This window comes from Rhodopila sp. (assembly GCF_965276935.1).
GTDB lineage: Bacteria > Pseudomonadota > Alphaproteobacteria > Acetobacterales > Acetobacteraceae > Rhodopila.
Genome location: NZ_CBDIBS010000003.1, coordinates 1658077 through 1673489, shown reverse-complemented (window position 1 = coordinate 1673489; position 15413 = coordinate 1658077). Strand labels below are relative to the sequence as shown.

The window sequence follows — 15413 nt, the reverse complement described above, 5'->3', positions numbered from 1 at the left end:
TTTAATTCCGACTCCAAATTGACATGCGAACGGCGTTTCGGCCCCGCAGTGAAGCGCGGCCGGCCCAATGGCACAAGTCAGCCAGCCGCCTGAACAAAATCGACGGCGCATATGCCACCGATGGCCAACCCACTGGTTAAAGCCGAGCATGCAACGTTGGAAGGGAAGTCACCGATGCCGAATCACACTTACCGGGTCATTGAAATTGCCGGGTCGTCCGAGATCAGTCATGCTGACGCAATCGACAACGCCATTGCCCGAGCCGCCAAAACAACCCGGCACCTGCGCTGGTTTGAAGTGACTCAGTTGCGCGGTGAGGTCGAGGAGGGTGAAATCCGCCACTACCAGGTGTCGATGAAGGTCGGCTTTACCCTTGAGGAGTGAGTCAGACTGAAACTGACAAGAACAAGTGGGCAATACTTGCCCGCTTGTTCTTGCAACGACTGTCATGCCGTCCTGTCGCTTTCCGCACCCAATGCCGCCTGTGCCGCCGCAAGCCGGGCGACTGGCACTCGGAACGGGCTGCACGATACGTAGTCCAGACCGACCTGCTCACAAAACGCGATCGAGGCGGGATCTCCGCCGTGCTCCCCACAGATGCCCAGCTTGAGTGCGTTCTTCGTGGCGCGCCCCTTGACCGAGGCCATACGCACCATTTCACCAACGCCTTCGACATCGATCGAGACGAACGGGTCCTTCGGCAGAATTCCCGCCTCCACATACTGCGGCAGGAACCTGCCGGCATCGTCGCGGGACAGGCCAAAGACGGTCTGCGTCAGGTCGTTGGTGCCGAAGCTGAAGAAATCAGCAACCTCGGCGATGCTGTCGGCCAGGATCGCGGCCCGCGGCAGCTCGATCATCGTGCCGACGCTGTAGTCGATCGTGGTGCCGCTCTGGGCAAAGACCTCGGCGGCGATCTTGTCCACCTGCGCGCGGGTGATTTCCAGTTCCTTCTTCATACCGACGAGCGGAATCATGATCTCCGGATGCGGCGCCTTGCCGGTTTCCTTCGCCACCGCGATGGCACCTTCGAAGATCGCGCGCGCCTGCATTTCATAAATCTCCGGGAAGGAGATGCCCAGGCGGCAGCCGCGATGGCCAAGCATCGGATTGGCCTCGGCCAGATCGGCGGCACGACGACGGATCGTCTCGATATCGGTGCCCAGACTTTCCGCGACTTCCTGCATTTCCGTGTCCGCATGCGGCAGGAATTCGTGCAGCGGCGGATCAAGCAGGCGGATGGTCACCGGCAAGCCGGCCATGATGGTGAAGAGCTGCCGAAAATCCTCCCGCTGGAAAGGCAGCAGCCGGTCCAGCGCGGCGCGGCGGGCGGGCTGGGTGTTGGAGATGATCATCTGGCGGACCGCCAGGATACGTTCCGGATCGAAGAACATGTGCTCGGTCCGGCACAGGCCGATGCCCTCGGCGCCGAACTTGCGGGCGGTTTCCGCGTCCATCGGGGTTTCCGCATTCGCCCGCACGCCCATGCGGCGGCTCTTGTCGGCCCATTCCATCAGTGTGCCAAAGTCGCCCGACATGGCGGGTTCGATCATCGCGACGGAGCCGATGAAGATCTCCCCGGTTCCGCCGTCCAGGGTAATGGTTTCACCAGCGCGGATTTCCTTTCCGCCGGCGGCCAGGATCTGGTTGTTGTAGTCCACGCTGATGCCGCCGGCGCCGGAGACGCAGGGACGGCCCATGCCGCGGGCGACCACGGCGGCGTGGCTGGTCATGCCGCCTCGGGTGGTCAGAATGCCGCGCGCCGCGTGCATGCCATGGATGTCCTCCGGACTGGTTTCAATGCGGCACAGGATGACCGCCTCACCCTTGGCGGCGCGGCTTTCGGCTTCATCGGCGCTGAACACCACTATGCCCGACGCGGCGCCGGGACTGGCGGGAAGGCCCTTGCCAAGCAACGTACGCGGCGCCTTCGGGTCCAGCATCGGGTGCAGAAGCTGGTCGAGCGAGGCCGGGTTGACCCGCATCACGGCCTCGGCCTCGTCGATCAGGCCTTCGCGCGCCATGTCCACGGCCATGCGCAGGGACGCAGCGGCGGTGCGTTTGCCGTTGCGTGTCTGCAGCATGTACAGCTTGTTTTGCTGCACGGTGAACTCGATGTCCTGCATATCCTTGTAGTGATTCTCTAATTTGGAGCGGACCGCCATGAGTTCCGCGTATGCCTCTGGCATCGCCTGCTCCAGCGGGATCTCGCCTTGCTTGGCGACCGAGGCGGATAGTGGTTGCGGCGTGCGGATACCGGCGACGACGTCTTCGCCTTGTGCGTTCACCAGATACTCGCCATAGAACATGTTCTCTCCGGTGGAGGGATCTCGGGTGAAGCACACGCCGGTGGCGCAGTCGTTGCCCATGTTGCCGAACACCATGGCCTGGACGTTGACCGCGGTGCCCCAGCCGGCGGGAATGTCGTGCAGCCGGCGATAGGTGATCGCGCGCGGGTTCATCCATGATCCGAATACCGCGCCAACCGCGCCCCAAAGCTGCGCCTGTGGGTCCTGCGGGAATGGCTTGCCGGTCTCCTGCTGGACCAGATCCTTGTAGTTTTCCACCACCTCGCGCCAGTCCTTGGCGGTCAGCGCGGTGTCTTCGATCACGCCATTGTCCAGCTTGGCGTGTTCGATGATCTCCTCGAACCGGTGGTGGTCCACGCCCAGCACGACCGAGCCATACATCTGAATGAAGCGGCGGTACGAGTCCCAGGCGAAGCGAGGATCGTCCGCGGCGGTGGCGAGACCCTCTACCGTAAGGTCGTTCAGGCCCAGGTTCAGCACCGTATCCATCATGCCGGGCATGGATACGCGCGCGCCAGAACGAACTGATACCAACAGCGGGTGATTCTTGTCACCGAAGTTCAGGCCTACGGCTTTCTCGACGGCGACCAGGGCGTCATCCACCTGACCTTTCAGGTCCGTTGGATAGTTCCGGTCATTGTCATAAAAGGCGGTGCATACATCAGCGGTGATAGTGAAACCGGGTGGGACGGGAAGATCTATCGAGGCCATCTCGGCCAGGTTTGCGCCCTTTCCCCCCAGCAGATTACGCATATCCGCTCGGCCTTCATTATGACCGGCGCCAAACCTGTAAACCCACTTGGTCATGCGGACCTCATCTAGCCTTCGATACGGGAGAAATCGGCGATCTGGTCCATGATAGACCGAACCTGGTTGAGAAGACGCAAACGATTGCGGCGCAATTCCGGCTCCGGCGCGTTGACTGTCACTTTATCAAAAAACGCGTCCAGCGGCGAGCGGAGCCGGGCGGTCATTGTCATGGCGGCGGCATAATCCTGCCGCAGCAGCAGGCTGGGCACCTCCCGCATCGACTGCAGCACGTTGGCGAGCACGGTTTCCGCCGGTTCGCGCAGATAATCGTTGTCGGGAAGCGCCTCGTGCGGACCATCCTTGCGGTCCTCGATACGTAGAATATTGGCGGCGCGACGATAGGCGGCGAGGAGGTCGGCGCCGTCCGGCGTGCTCAGCAGCGCGGTGACCGCGTTGGTTCGCGCCAGCAGAGCCACCAGGTCGTCGTCTTCGGCCAGGCCTTTCGCAGCGAATACGGCGTTCAGGATGTCGTACCGAGCGCCGTCAGCGCGAAGCTGGACGACAAGACGTTCTTTGATAAAGCTCATGATATCGAGCACTACCACATCGGTGCTGCGTGCGCTGCCAGGTATCAGCAAAGTTCCCGTCAGGCCCCGGTTCGGAATTGCCTGCAGCGCCTTTTCGACCAGATCAAGCAGATGCAGCCGTACCCCGTTTTCCCGAATAATTCGAATCACGCCCAGCGCGGCGCGGCGCAGCGCATAGGGGTCGCCGGAGCCGGTGGGTTTCTCGCCGATGGCGAAGAAGCCGGCCAACTGGTCCAGCTTGTCGGCGAGCGCGACGGCGATCGACACCGGCGCTGACGGCGCCGGCTCGCCGGGGCCACGCGGCACGTAATGGTCGCGGATCGCGTCGGCCACGGCCGGTGCCTCGTCATCGTGCAACGCGTAGTAGCGGCCCATGATACCCTGAAGCTCCGGAAACTCCCCGACCATGCCGGTGAGGAGATCCGCCTTCGCCAAGTCCGCGGCGCGTGCCGCCTGGGCGGGATCGGCATCGACGAGCGGGGCGATTAGCGTCGTCAACCGAACCAGCCGGCGCGCCCGTTCCCCCTGGGAGCCTAGTCTTGCCTGGAAAGTCACCTTGTCCAGCGCCGGAATGCGCGTGTCCAGCCGAGTCCTGCGATCCAGCTCCCAGAAGTGCCTGGCGTCCGCGAAGCGAGCGCGCAGGACACGCTCGTTGCCGGCGATGATCACCGCGCCGTTGTCCTCGGCCTGGATGTTGGCGACGAAGCCGAACCAGGGTGCGGCCGCGCCATTGTTGGTGCGCAGGGAGAAGTACCGCTGGTTCACCCGCATTGAAACCTGCATGACCTCGGGTGGCAGGTCCATGTGTTCGGCAGCGATGCGGCCGAGGTGCGGGACCGGCCATTCGACCAGGCCGGCGACTTCTTCCAGCAGGGCCGGATCGTCCACGACAACCAGGGACTTTTCGGCGGCAAGCCCAGCGATGCGATCGGCGATAACCTGTTTGCGGCGATCGGCCTCCACCAGCACCCGGTGCTCGGTCAGCTTTGCCTGCCAGTCGGCCGCGCTGGTAACGGCGAAGGTGCCGGGCGCGTGAAAGCGGTGACCCTCCGTCAGATTGTCGGCGGCAAGTCCATGGCCGTCGTCTCCGCCGTCACGCAGGTTGAACGGCACGACGGCGCCATCGAGCAGGCAGATGATCCGGCGCAGCGGGCGGACCCAGACAAAACTGCTGGTGCCACCCCAGCGCATTGATTTCGGCCAGGGAAAGCGGCGGAGCAGGGATGGCATCGCGGCAGCGATCAGGCCCACGGCGGAAATCGCTTCAACGCGCCTTTCCAGCACCCAATAGCCGCCTTCCTGACGCAACTGGTCAGGCGACGCGTTGTGCTTGCGCAGGAAGCCGGCAAGCGCCTGTTCGGGTGCAATGGTGCGCGGACCACGCTCGGTGGTGCCGACGGCGGCGACCTCGGCGGCAACTTCAGCGCGCAAGGCGATGCGGCGGGAACCGAACCAGGTCGCAAGGCTGGACGGTGTAATCGTGGCCAAGGCGGCGGTGACCAGGCGTTCAAGATCGGCGGCCGCGCCGCGCTGCATACGGGCGGGTATTTCCTCGCTGAACAGTTCAAGGAAGAGTTCCGCCATCGTCAGCCCTTCAGCGCCGGCTGGACGTCCGTCCGCGCGAAGTCGACACCTTTGAACAGCAAAGGCTCGCGCTCCGACCTGGCGACGCCATAAACCAGGCAGTCGCCAAAATTCAGGCCGGCCGGATGGTGCGGACGGCCATACAGGCGGCGACCCAGCCGAGCGGCCTCCGCATGGCGGGCGGTGAAGGGAATGATGTCGATGCCGAATTTCTTTGGGAAATCATCCGATCGGCTGACGGCAACCGCATCACCGGCGAGTTCAGTTCGCATCGCGGCTTCAAACCAGGTCACGCACGGCATGCGCGGGTGATGCTCGGATGGGATGGCGCGTGCGAACAAGGCAGCATCCGGTTCACCTAACACGATGGCCAGCAACGCGGACGCGTCGATAATCACCGGGGAAATCCAAGATCATCATACAGGCAGCTATGATCTGAAGTGATCGCCTCGCGCAGATGAGAGCGAATTTCCTGGCCGGCTGCCAGCATTCTAGCGACTTTCGTGTCGATGTCGCGCGCCCGCCGCTCGCTGTCCAGTTCGGTCCGAAGCGCCCTGCTCACGACGGCGGTCAAACTTTCGCCGGTCAGTTCAGCCAACTGCGATGCGAGGTGATAAGCATCCTCGCTCTTGATGTTCAACTGTGCCCCCATGGTCCCGCCGTGGTAGAATGCAAATTTGGGGCGGTAGAAATAGGCACTCCGAGCATTGATGTCATGGGGTTTCCCCGGCTATCCACACTTCGCAGCAGCCTTTCGCCAGTGCGCGGACGCGGCCGATATAACTTGCGCGCTCAGTAACGCTGATGACCCCCCGGGCGTCGAGCAGGTTGAACAGGTGACTGGCCTTGATGCACTGGTCATAGGCTGGCAGCGCCAGCTTGTCGCCAAGCAGCGCCGCGCACTCCTTCTCGGCATCGGTGAAATGGCAGGAGAGCATGGCGGTGTCGGCGCGTTCGAAGTTATAGGCGCTATATTCCCGTTCGGCTCGCAAAAATATGTCGCCGTAGGTGACACCGGCGCCGTTGAAGTCGAGGTCGTACACGTTCTCGCGGTCCTGGACATACATCGTCAGGCGTTCCAGGCCGTAGGTCATCTCGAAGCTGGGCGAGGTCACCGGGATGCCGCCGACCTGCTGGAAGTAGGTGAACTGGCCGACCTCCATCCCGTCGCACCAGACTTCCCACCCGAGGCCCCAAGCGCCTAGGGTGGGGCTTTCCCAGTCATCCTCGACAAAACGGAAATCATGCAGCAGCGGGTCCAGCCCGATCGCCTGATAACTCTCAAGCAGCAGATCCTGCGCGTCCGCCGGACTGGGCTTTATGATCACCTGGTACTGATAGAAGTGCTGCAGCCGGTTTGGGTTCTCTCCGTAACGGCCATCGGTCGGGCGGCGGCTGGGCTGGACGTAGGCGGCGCGCCAGGGCCTTGACCCAAGGGCACGAAGGGTGGTCGCCGGATGAAACGTGCCCGCGCCCATTTCCATGTCATATGGTTGCAAGATTACGCACCCCTGGCGCGCCCAGAAGTCATGCAGCCGGCGGACAACATCCTGAAAGTTGGGTGCGGTCGCGTTCATTCGGCATCCTGATCATGGCACAACAGAACGCCATCAGGCACCGCGGCCGTGCCCGAACAAGCCGCGGCGATAGCGAATGGCCCGGCCACTCCAACCGACATCTGCGGGAGTTTGATCATTTCATCGGGTGGTCCGTTTAAAGTCTTTGCCATATAACGGTCGATGGAGACCATTGGCGAACCATAAGTTGAAGCGACGCCGATTGCGTAGCCGAGTGTGCGCGCGAACCGGCTGTATGGCGGTAGCCGCTTGCGCTGGCATTGAACCTGACCGGATTGGTCAAACCCGGCTGCGGCACATCATTGCCAGTATTCCGTATTCTGGCGAAAAAGCAATGTCGGCCGCTTCTTTGCCATCAGCACTCCGCCTGATGGTAATCTGCCGGACATCGCCACCGGGAACGCCCACAGCCACCAGGCGCTGGTGGGTTATCCGCGCAGTGATCATCCCCGAGGCGAGAACCGGACATGGATGGGCAATCTGATCAATGGCTTTTGAAGCGGTTTCAGGACACGGCTACGACATCGGCTTGTTCCGCAGGGTTCCACAATCTCGGGCGCAATTTGGCAAACTTAACTTCCAATAACCGTCGCAAGGGGTATGTCTCTAAACGGGCGGACCTAATTGGGACTCGGTTGCGGAAGGTTCCGTTTGCATACTTGAACCAGAGGCACAGACGATATGACCGAAGACGGGCCGACCCCACCACATGCTAACCTGCATGCCCTTGGGCATATGGCGAGGATCGCCGTTGTTATGATAGGTTTGCTGCCGCAGGCATGTTCCCCGGCGGGACCCATCGGATCCGGCGCGCGGGTTTATGCCGTTGACCTGTCCGGTGGGGCGAAAGTTTGTGACGTTCCGAAGGTGACGCCAATCGCTGGGCAGACCCTAGCCACTGAAATCAAGCTCGGCAACGACGGTGGCTGGTGCGGTCTGACGGTTTGGCAGCCTGGACCCAAACCATTCGACGCTGGCTTGTTGTTGATGCGGCCCGCGCACGGAAATGTCGTGATTCACGAGGTTGGCGACGACACAAGGATCGACTACACGCCTGAGCACGGCTTTAGCGGCAGCGACAAATTCGCGGTAAAGCTGATACCGGGTAACGCGATTATTAATATTGCAGTGATGGTTAAGGCGCCCACGCAAAACCCGAAGGTGTGATGGTGGGCGGTGCCGGCCGAGGCAACGCCCGGATTGGGAAACCCTACGCTGATACTGCTGCAACTATCTCTTCTTTGAAGCAACCTTAGCCACTATCCGGTGGATCTTCTTCGGCGGGGCAGGCAGAGGCGAGCAAATATTCACGGAAGTCGGGACGAGGTCCTTGCCGGCTGCGTAGTCCGGCAAGTCGGACGGCGCGGGAAGCGCCAGCACCTCCTTGAACATCATGCCGTTGCGTGGGCAAAAGTCGCCGCCAAGGTCGCTGCCCTGGTGCGACATGGCGTTGGCCAGGTCGGTGACAAAGCGGTCGTGTTCGGTCTGGCCGTTGCGGCCATAGCGATGGACGAAGTAGGCGTTGATTGCGCGTTCGTTGGCCTGCAGGTCGGGTTGGTACCGGCGGATGAAGGCATTATAGCGGTCGTCGTCGTGACAGCCTGTTGCCAGGACCATCAGTTCGCTGCGCAGGGCCTGGATCTCGAACGCGGATTCATCCATCGATGCCGTGCACTGCGGAGCCGCCAGTACTGGTTGGGCGAACATCATGCTCAAGGCCGCGGCGACGCTCAGCAGACGGCGCATGCGATTCTCCTTTTATGTATTGGCCACGGTGGATAGCGTGGCGCTCTTGTGTTGCCAAGGCAATTTCCTGATATAATGGGAACGTTCCGTCGGATCGGGACAAGGCGGTGCGCAGTGGATCTTTTGGCCTGGGGGTGCCGACCTGGTGCGGTTGTACTGGCCCCACCGTGCCGGCGGCTGGTGCGTGCGAAACTGCGTTAATGGCCGGTGCCGCATCAAGAATTGGTGGTCGCATCAGCACGGCAGGCGCCTGAGTTGCCAGCCCGTTGGATGCGGCGGCTGACGGCATCCTTTCAATGTGCTAGGCGCGCGGCATGACGACAGGGGAGCGTTTCGCGCTGGGCAGCACGCTAGCCGGTTGCCTCGTGCTGGGCCTGAAAGGCGCTGCATGGTGGGTCACTGGCAGCGCCGCGCTTTATTCGGATGCGTTGGAGTCGATCGTCAATGTCGCAGCGAGTCTGATCGCGTGGATCGCCCTGCGTTTCGCGGGTCGTCCGGCCGACGCCAATCACCCATATGGCCATGATAAAGCAGAGTTCTTTGCCGCGGTCATTGAAGGCGCACTGATTGTCGTCGCCGCCATTCTGATCTTCAATGAGGGTTGGCGGAGCTGGTTGCGGCCTCGTCCGCTCGAGCTGCCGTTTCAGGGCATCGCGCTGAACGCCGCGGCAACCTTGATCAATGCGGTATGGTCGACGGCGCTGCTGAAGGCCGGGCGGCGGTTGCGGTCGCCGGCGTTGCTGGCCGACGCGCGGCATTTGCTGGCCGATGTTGTCACGTCGGTGGGGATCGCCGTGGGCGTCGTGCTGGCTGTCAGCACCGGCCGCTTGATTCTTGATCCATGCCTGGCCGCCGCCACGGGCGTCTATGTATTGTGGTCGGGCATGGCAATGATCTCCAGCTCGGTCGGCGGCTTGATGGATGCCGCGCCGGAACCGGCTGTGGTGGCCCGGATCAAGGAACTGGTGGCTAACAGCGCCGCCGGCGCGATTGAGGCGCACGATTTGCGGACCCGACATGCTGGACGGCTGACCTTCCTGGAATTCCATCTGGTGGTGCCGGGTGCAATGACGGTCGCAACGGCCCATACGATCTGTGACCGGATCGAAGACACACTAAAAGCCGAAATGAATCACCTCATGATCACGATTCATGTGGAGCCGGAGGAGAAGGCAAAACGAGGCGGCGTTCCGGTGCTGTAAGTTAACGTGCTAGCAAATTACGAACTGCACGCGATAAGATAAATATGTCTGTTGTTAACACGTAAAAGTTGTGCTTCTTCACCTTGACACCTATCTTTTGCCTGCGTAAAACGCCCGTCTTATTCTGCTTTAGCCAAAGGTCTCCGGACCCGAGGCGACGTGCCACTCGTGATGTGAAACCAAAGGACTCATGGCCAATACCGCCTCGGCGCGAAAGCGCATCCGTCAGACAGTTACCCGCACCGCCCGCAATCATGCGCGGAAGGCGCGCATGCGAACGTTTGTGAAGAAGGTGGAAACCGCGATCGCGACGGGTGACAAGTCTGCGGCGAATGACGCTCTTCGTACGGCGCAGCCGGAGATGCAGCGTGCCTCCGGGAAAGGTGTTGTCCACGCAAACACGGTGGCGCGGAAACTGTCTCGCCTGGCGGCGCGGATCAAGGCGCTACCGAGCGCCTGAAGCACGAAATTGAGAGGCGGTTTGTTGACCGGCTCTTTCTGGTGGTAACTGCGAACCGCAAGTGGTCCGAAATCTGACTTTATTGGACGTAGGCGTTTGCATTCTTCAATCTTGTTGAATGATTGCAAGTAGTATAAAGCAGCAGGCTGGTTAAGTGAGAATACCGAGAACATTATTCCTTTTTTGTACCTCATTTTTACGGTCGCCAGTTTGATATTGCCTCACGTCGAAATTCTGACATAATGCTTTTTCTTCAGCCAAACCAGAAGAAGTTGTAGTAAAATCCTCTCCGGAGGCTAGAAGAACTGTGTCATATTGGCCAGGATCGGGGAATCTCGACGGATCAACCGTCAGGACCAGGAACGATGTGGTGGGGCAGTGAGTTAAGTAATTCGGGGGGCATTGGATGACCACGACTGAGCCGGAGATTGTGGAACTGCCACATCTTGCTGCCCAATGGGCACGGATCAGGGCGCGGCTTCAAACCGAGGTGGGCGACGTCGAATATCGTACCTGGCTTCGGCAGATGACCTTGGCTGGGATCGACGGTGACGAAGTGACTGTCGCGCTACCCACACGTTTTCTGAGAGATTGGGTTACCAGTCGCTATGGCGACAGGATCAGTGCTTTTTGGCAGGCGGAGAATACGGCGGTGCGGCGCGTGGATATTCGAGTAGGCGCCGCGCGGCCGGCAGGCATGCCGCCGGCAAAAAGCCTGACCGTGTTGCACGATCCGCTGGCGCTTCAGGCATCTGGCACGGACGACCGGGCATCGCAATCGGAAGCTGCTTCCCCTCCGGGCATCGACGGCGCGTCGGCTCCGGTTGGCTTCTCGAACAGCTCAGCCATGCCTGCTTCTGGCTGGCAGGAGGATCGGGTCGAACCACGTCCGGAAATGGCCGCGGCCCTCGATCCTCGCTTTACGTTCGAGGGTTTTGTGGTCGGCAAGCCGAATGAATTCGCCTATGCCTGCGCCCGCCGGGTCGCCGAACGGCCGTCCAGCCCAGGGTTCAATCCGCTGTTTCTTTATGGCGGCGTTGGCCTGGGCAAGACCCACCTGATGCACGCTATTGCGTGGGAATTGACGGACCGCGCAACCCATCCCGTCTCCGTGGCCTATATGTCCGCGGAAAAATTCATGTATCGCTTCATTGCCGCCATCCGCAGCCAGTCCACGATGGAGTTCAAGGAGCACCTGCGCAACGTCGACGTGTTGATGATCGACGATCTCCAATTTCTTATCGGCAAGGACAACACCCAGGAAGAATTTTTTCATACGTTCAACTACCTGGTCGAGGCCGGCAAACAGATTGTCGTATCCGCCGACAAGTCGCCCTCCGACCTAAATGGGTTGGAGCACCGGCTTCGAACCCGGTTGGGCTGTGGCATGGTGGCAGACCTGCATACCACCACGTATGAATTGCGCATCTCGATCCTGGAAGCAAAAGCAGCCCGTGCCGGCGTTCCCGTACCTGTGAAGGTGCTCGAGTTCCTGGCGCACAAGATCACGTCGAATGTCCGTGAGCTTGAAGGCGCACTAAATCGCCTGGTGGCGCACGCCAATCTGTTCGGCCGGCCGGTGACGCTGGAAACGACGCACGAGGTGTTACACGACATCCTGAAGGCGCACGATCGTCGTGTAACAATTGAAGAGATACAAAAGAAAGTTGCTGAGCATTACAGCATTCGTTTGACCGATATGTCCTCTGCCCGCCGCGCCCGCGCCGTCGCCCGACCCCGGCAGGTGGCGATGTTCCTCGCCAAGCAGCTTACCAGCCGCAGCTTGCCGGAAATCGGCCGCAAGTTCGGCAACCGAGACCACACGACCGTGATGCACGCGGTATCACGCGTTAGCGAACTCATGCAGCGCGACGGCACCTTTGCCGAGGATGTGGAACTACTGCGGCGGCTGCTGGAGTCCTAAACGAAGAAGGCCAGGGCGCTGCCCTGGACCCGCAAAGGGGCGGATGCCCCTTTGATCCCCGTTCAGGGGTTTGGGGGTGAGGGGGCGACCGAGGCGGTTACAACGACTGAGTAGCCCCCTCTCCCCCAAATCCCTAAATGGGTTCCAAGGGCGTCAGCCTTTGGCGGGGTCGAGGGGCGGAGCCCCATAAGCGCTAGGATAGGATTGACACGGCACGTTTTGGCGTGATTCCGGGGCAGATGCAAACCGCATTGTTTCATCTGGATCATTGGCCAAGCGTCGTCGGCCACGTCTCTTCGCTGATTGATCTGGAGGTCAGCGCCCGGACGCACAAAGCCCTGGTGCGCAAACGTGGCGTGCGCAGCGCGGCCGACCTGCTGCATCTGGCTCTCCTCTACGGCCCCGGCAGGCTATCGCTGCGTGCGGTCGCCAGCCATGCCACCGAAGCCGGGATTGCCGATCTCTGTGACGTCTCGCTGCTGGATCGATTGCGCAATTCGGGTGATTTCCTGGCTGATGTGCTGGACCGGCTGCTGGCGGATCGTCGCGGCGACACGCCAATGGAGGGGCGCCTGCAACTCAACCTGGTGGATGGCTCCACGGTCTCGATCCCGGGCAGTAAAGGCAGTGACTGGCGGCTTCACGCGCGCTATGAACCGGCGCGCGGCTGTTTTACCGATCTTGCGATGACCAAGGCCGCCACGGCCGAAGCGCTCAGTTGCGTGGCGGTGCGGCCCGGTGATGTTCTGGTGCAGGATCGTGGCTATGCGCGGGTGCGCAACTTTGCCCATGCCCACGCCAACCAGGCGGACTTCATCACCCGGATCGGCTGGCGCTCGGTGAACGTGTTCGATGCGTCGCGGCAGGCCTTTGATCTGGTCGCGGCGCTGTCCGACAACGGCCCGTCGGTGGTGGAACACGCCGTGTCAATCGGCGCCGGCCGCGCCCCGGTGCGCGCGCGCCTGATCATCGCGCGCAAGCCGCCCGAGGCGACCGAGCGCCAGCACAAGAGGCTGCACCGCAAGGCCAGTCGCAAGGGCCACAAGACCGATCCGCGCACCCTGAGGGCGGCTGGATACATGATGCTGCTGACCTCGCTGTCGCCAGAACAGGCGACAGCGGCGGAGGTCGTGCGGCTCTACCGCATGCGCTGGCAGGTGGAACTCGCGTTCAAACGACTGAAAAGCCTGGGCGGCTTTGCGGCGTTGCAAGCAAGCGATCCCAAGCTCGCGCGCAGTTGGCTGCTCGCTCATCTCATCGCCGCCGTGCTGATCGAGACTTCGCTGGGCGAGGATCTCGGCTTTCCCCCCTGAGCCAACATCTGGCCGTGCAACCCGTCACGCCAGCCTTTGGCGGGTTTGGCAATCCAACCACCGCCGTCTGCAAGTGGCTCTGTTCGCACAACCCCGAAGACGCCGCAGCCTGGCGACCCGCAGAACGGCACGCAGGCGGCTGGCCGAGCCGCCCAGAAAGCGCCGCTGCCAAGACAAAGACGCTAAAAATGCCTTATCCTAGCGCTTATGGGGCAGAGCCCCCGCCTTACTCCTTCCTCAGACCAATCAAGCCGCTGAACGCAATGCATTGGTCGTGACCGACTTGATCAGGTCCGCGCCTTTTTCGGCAATCATGATCACTGCTGCGTTGGTGTTGCCGGAAGGGACGGTGGGCATAATCGAAGCGTCCACCACCCGCAGGCCGGCGATGCCGTGGACGCGCAGTTGGTCATCCACGACGGCCATCGGGTCGGGACCCATCCTGCACGTGCCGATGACGTGATAGGTCGTTTGGCCGGTTTCCCGCGCCCATTGCAGCCACTCGGCATCGCTCTGGACTTTGTCACCCGGGTTCATTTCGTAGGCGCGATATTTGTCCAACACGCGGTTGCTGATAATGCGGCGGCCGATCTTCATGCCGTCCACCAGGACGCGCTGGTCGATCGGGTCGGCAAGGTAGTTCGGCCGGATCGCCGGCGACGCGTGCGGATCGCTTGATCTGGCGTGGATCGAGCCTTTTGACTCCGGCCGGCACTGGTAGACCGTCAGGGTCATGCCGGGCTGGGTTTCCAGCACGCGCGTTTGCGCGTTGCCATAGCTGGCATGGGCGAAATGGTATTGCACATCGGGCTCTTCCAGTTCCGGCCGGGTCTTGATAAAACCGTAGGCGATGCCGGCGGTGAAAGTCAGGATGCCACGCCGCTGGGTGTAGTACTTCACGACTTCCCTGGCCAGAGCAATGCCGCGGCTGTGCTCGTTCAGGGTGACCGGCAGCTTTACCCGCCAGTTCATTCGTGGTGCGTAATGGTCGCGGTAGTTTTCGCCGACCCCAGGTAGCGCGTGCGCCACCGGAATACCAAGCGATGAAAGCAGATCCGGTTGACCAATGCCAAAAAGCTCCAGCAGATGGGGCGATTTCACCGCGCCAGCTGACAGGATGACCTCCCGGCCGGCGCGTGCCTCCTTCTCGACGCCAGCTTGAGTGTAGGCGACGCCGACGGCGCGCCTGCCGTCCAGGATCACCTTCGACGCCAGCGCCTCGGTCTCGATCTTCAGGTTTGGGCGGTTGCGGACCGGATCGAGGAAGCCGCGTGCGGTGGACCAGCGCTCACCATTCTTCTGCGTGACCTGGAAATAGCCAAAGCCTTCCTGGCGGCCGTTGTTGTAGTCCTTGTTGCGTGGGAATCCTTCGTCCACCGCGGCATCAATGAAGGCGTCCAGCAGTTCCGCCCGTTCACGCATGTGGTCGACGTGCAGAGGTCCGCCGCGCCCGCGGGAATCGTCGCCGCCAGGCCCGAAATGCTCAGCCTTGCGGAAGTACGGCAGCACCGAATCATATGACCATCCGCGGTTTCCGAACTGCGACCAGGTGTTATAATCGAGTGGATTGCCGCGGACATACAGCATGCCGTTGATTGAACTGGAACCACCGAGCGTGCGCCCGCGCGGGATCGGGATGCGGCGGTTGGCGGCATTGGGTTCCGGCTCACTCTCGAAGTTCCAGTTGAATTTCGGGTTGTTGAGCAGCTTGACGAAGCCGGCCGGGATGTTGATCCACATCGACGCGTCCTTCGGCCCGGCCTCCAGCAGCAGGACGCGGGTTCGCGCGTCCTCGGTCAGCCGGTTGGCCAGCACGCAGCCGGCTGAACCACCACCCACGATGATGTAGTCGAATGCCGTCATTGGCCGCGCTCCCACCTTTAACGCGATCTATAGCGCTGGACGGCCCGTACCGGAAGCCTGACGCACCGCCCAGGCGGACGGCTTGGCGGCTTTCCGCC

The 15413-nt window shown here is 61.8% G+C and carries 13 protein-coding genes; 6 read left to right on the top strand and 7 right to left on the bottom strand.

Annotated elements, in window-relative coordinates:
• Positions 1 to 120 precede the first annotated feature (120 nt).
• Positions 121 to 384: a dodecin gene (locus ACQY4S_RS15620; protein ID WP_428486107.1), complete on the top strand. Its 264-nt coding sequence runs from the start codon at positions 121 to 123 to the stop codon at positions 382 to 384.
• A 62-nt stretch (positions 385 to 446) separates the two neighbouring features.
• On the opposite strand, the gene ppdK is transcribed toward ACQY4S_RS15620, so the two are convergent.
• From ppdK to ACQY4S_RS15595, 5 genes are all read right to left on the bottom strand, one after another.
• On the bottom strand, positions 447 to 3116 hold the full coding sequence (gene ppdK / locus ACQY4S_RS15615) for a pyruvate, phosphate dikinase (RefSeq protein ID WP_428486106.1): 2670 nt from the start codon (positions 3114 to 3116) through the stop codon (positions 447 to 449).
• An 11-nt stretch (positions 3117 to 3127) separates the two neighbouring features.
• Positions 3128 to 5230: a glycine--tRNA ligase subunit beta gene (gene glyS / locus ACQY4S_RS15610; protein WP_428486105.1), complete on the bottom strand. Its 2103-nt coding sequence runs from the start codon at positions 5228 to 5230 to the stop codon at positions 3128 to 3130.
• A gap of 2 nt (positions 5231 to 5232) precedes the next feature.
• Entirely contained in the window at positions 5233 to 5628 is a 396-nt protein-coding gene (locus tag ACQY4S_RS15605) for a type II toxin-antitoxin system VapC family toxin (protein ID WP_428486104.1), read from the bottom strand.
• Positions 5625 to 5870 (bottom strand): type II toxin-antitoxin system VapB family antitoxin, encoded by a 246-nt coding sequence (locus tag ACQY4S_RS15600; protein WP_428486103.1) that lies wholly within the window; start codon positions 5868 to 5870, stop codon positions 5625 to 5627. The genes ACQY4S_RS15605 and ACQY4S_RS15600 overlap by 4 nt, the downstream gene beginning before the upstream one ends.
• 73 nt (positions 5871 to 5943) lie before the next feature.
• Positions 5944 to 6807 (bottom strand): glycine--tRNA ligase subunit alpha, encoded by an 864-nt coding sequence (locus ACQY4S_RS15595; RefSeq protein ID WP_428486102.1) that lies wholly within the window; start codon positions 6805 to 6807, stop codon positions 5944 to 5946.
• 756 nt (positions 6808 to 7563) lie between these two features.
• Between ACQY4S_RS15595 and ACQY4S_RS15590 the strand changes: the two genes are divergently transcribed.
• Positions 7564 to 7974, top strand: a complete 411-nt coding sequence (locus ACQY4S_RS15590; protein ID WP_428486101.1) for a hypothetical protein — start codon at positions 7564 to 7566, stop codon at positions 7972 to 7974.
• A gap of 63 nt (positions 7975 to 8037) precedes the next feature.
• Here the strand turns inward: ACQY4S_RS15590 and ACQY4S_RS15585 are convergent, their stop codons facing one another.
• Entirely contained in the window at positions 8038 to 8553 is a 516-nt protein-coding gene (locus ACQY4S_RS15585) for a hypothetical protein (protein WP_428486100.1), read from the bottom strand.
• A 314-nt stretch (positions 8554 to 8867) separates the two neighbouring features.
• On the opposite strand from ACQY4S_RS15585, the gene ACQY4S_RS15580 reads away from it, so the two are divergent.
• The 4 genes from ACQY4S_RS15580 (at position 8868) to ACQY4S_RS15565 (ending at position 13452) form a co-directional block, all read left to right on the top strand.
• A complete protein-coding gene (locus ACQY4S_RS15580; protein WP_428486099.1) occupies positions 8868 to 9755 on the top strand; it encodes a cation diffusion facilitator family transporter in 888 nt (295 codons plus the stop codon).
• Positions 9756 to 9945: 190 nt separating this feature from the next.
• Positions 9946 to 10215, top strand: coding sequence for a 30S ribosomal protein S20 (rpsT, locus tag ACQY4S_RS15575; RefSeq protein WP_428486098.1), 270 nt, complete (start codon positions 9946 to 9948; stop codon positions 10213 to 10215).
• A 406-nt stretch (positions 10216 to 10621) separates the two neighbouring features.
• Positions 10622 to 12139, top strand: a complete 1518-nt coding sequence (dnaA, locus tag ACQY4S_RS15570) for a chromosomal replication initiator protein DnaA (protein ID WP_428486097.1) — start codon at positions 10622 to 10624, stop codon at positions 12137 to 12139.
• Positions 12140 to 12378: 239 nt separating this feature from the next.
• The gene (locus tag ACQY4S_RS15565; RefSeq protein WP_428483734.1) at positions 12379 to 13452 is read left to right on the top strand and encodes an IS4 family transposase; all 1074 of its coding nucleotides are present in this window, start codon (positions 12379 to 12381) and stop codon (positions 13450 to 13452) included.
• Between the two features lie 246 nt (positions 13453 to 13698).
• Here the strand turns inward: ACQY4S_RS15565 and ACQY4S_RS15560 are convergent, their stop codons facing one another.
• The gene (locus tag ACQY4S_RS15560; protein WP_428486096.1) at positions 13699 to 15315 is read right to left on the bottom strand and encodes a GMC family oxidoreductase; all 1617 of its coding nucleotides are present in this window, start codon (positions 15313 to 15315) and stop codon (positions 13699 to 13701) included.
• Between the last annotated feature and the right edge of the window lie 98 nt (positions 15316 to 15413).

Bases quoted from the DNA above. Each gene is read 5' to 3' on its own strand.
- ACQY4S_RS15620 (WP_428486107.1), top strand. From the start codon at position 121: ATGGCCAACCCACTGGTTAAAGCCGAGCATGCAACGTTGGAAGGGAAG.
- ppdK (WP_428486106.1), bottom strand. From the start codon at position 3,116: ATGACCAAGTGGGTTTACAGGTTTGGCGCCGGTCATAATGAAGGCCGA.
- glyS (WP_428486105.1), bottom strand. From the start codon at position 5,230: ATGGCGGAACTCTTCCTTGAACTGTTCAGCGAGGAAATACCCGCCCGT.
- ACQY4S_RS15595 (WP_428486102.1), bottom strand. From the start codon at position 6,807: ATGAACGCGACCGCACCCAACTTTCAGGATGTTGTCCGCCGGCTGCAT.
- ACQY4S_RS15590 (WP_428486101.1), top strand. From the start codon at position 7,564: ATGATAGGTTTGCTGCCGCAGGCATGTTCCCCGGCGGGACCCATCGGA.
- ACQY4S_RS15585 (WP_428486100.1), bottom strand. From the start codon at position 8,553: ATGCGCCGTCTGCTGAGCGTCGCCGCGGCCTTGAGCATGATGTTCGCC.
- ACQY4S_RS15580 (WP_428486099.1), top strand. From the start codon at position 8,868: ATGACGACAGGGGAGCGTTTCGCGCTGGGCAGCACGCTAGCCGGTTGC.
- rpsT (WP_428486098.1), top strand. From the start codon at position 9,946: ATGGCCAATACCGCCTCGGCGCGAAAGCGCATCCGTCAGACAGTTACC.
- dnaA (WP_428486097.1), top strand. From the start codon at position 10,622: ATGACCACGACTGAGCCGGAGATTGTGGAACTGCCACATCTTGCTGCC.
- ACQY4S_RS15565 (WP_428483734.1), top strand. From the start codon at position 12,379: ATGCAAACCGCATTGTTTCATCTGGATCATTGGCCAAGCGTCGTCGGC.
- ACQY4S_RS15560 (WP_428486096.1), bottom strand. From the start codon at position 15,315: ATGACGGCATTCGACTACATCATCGTGGGTGGTGGTTCAGCCGGCTGC.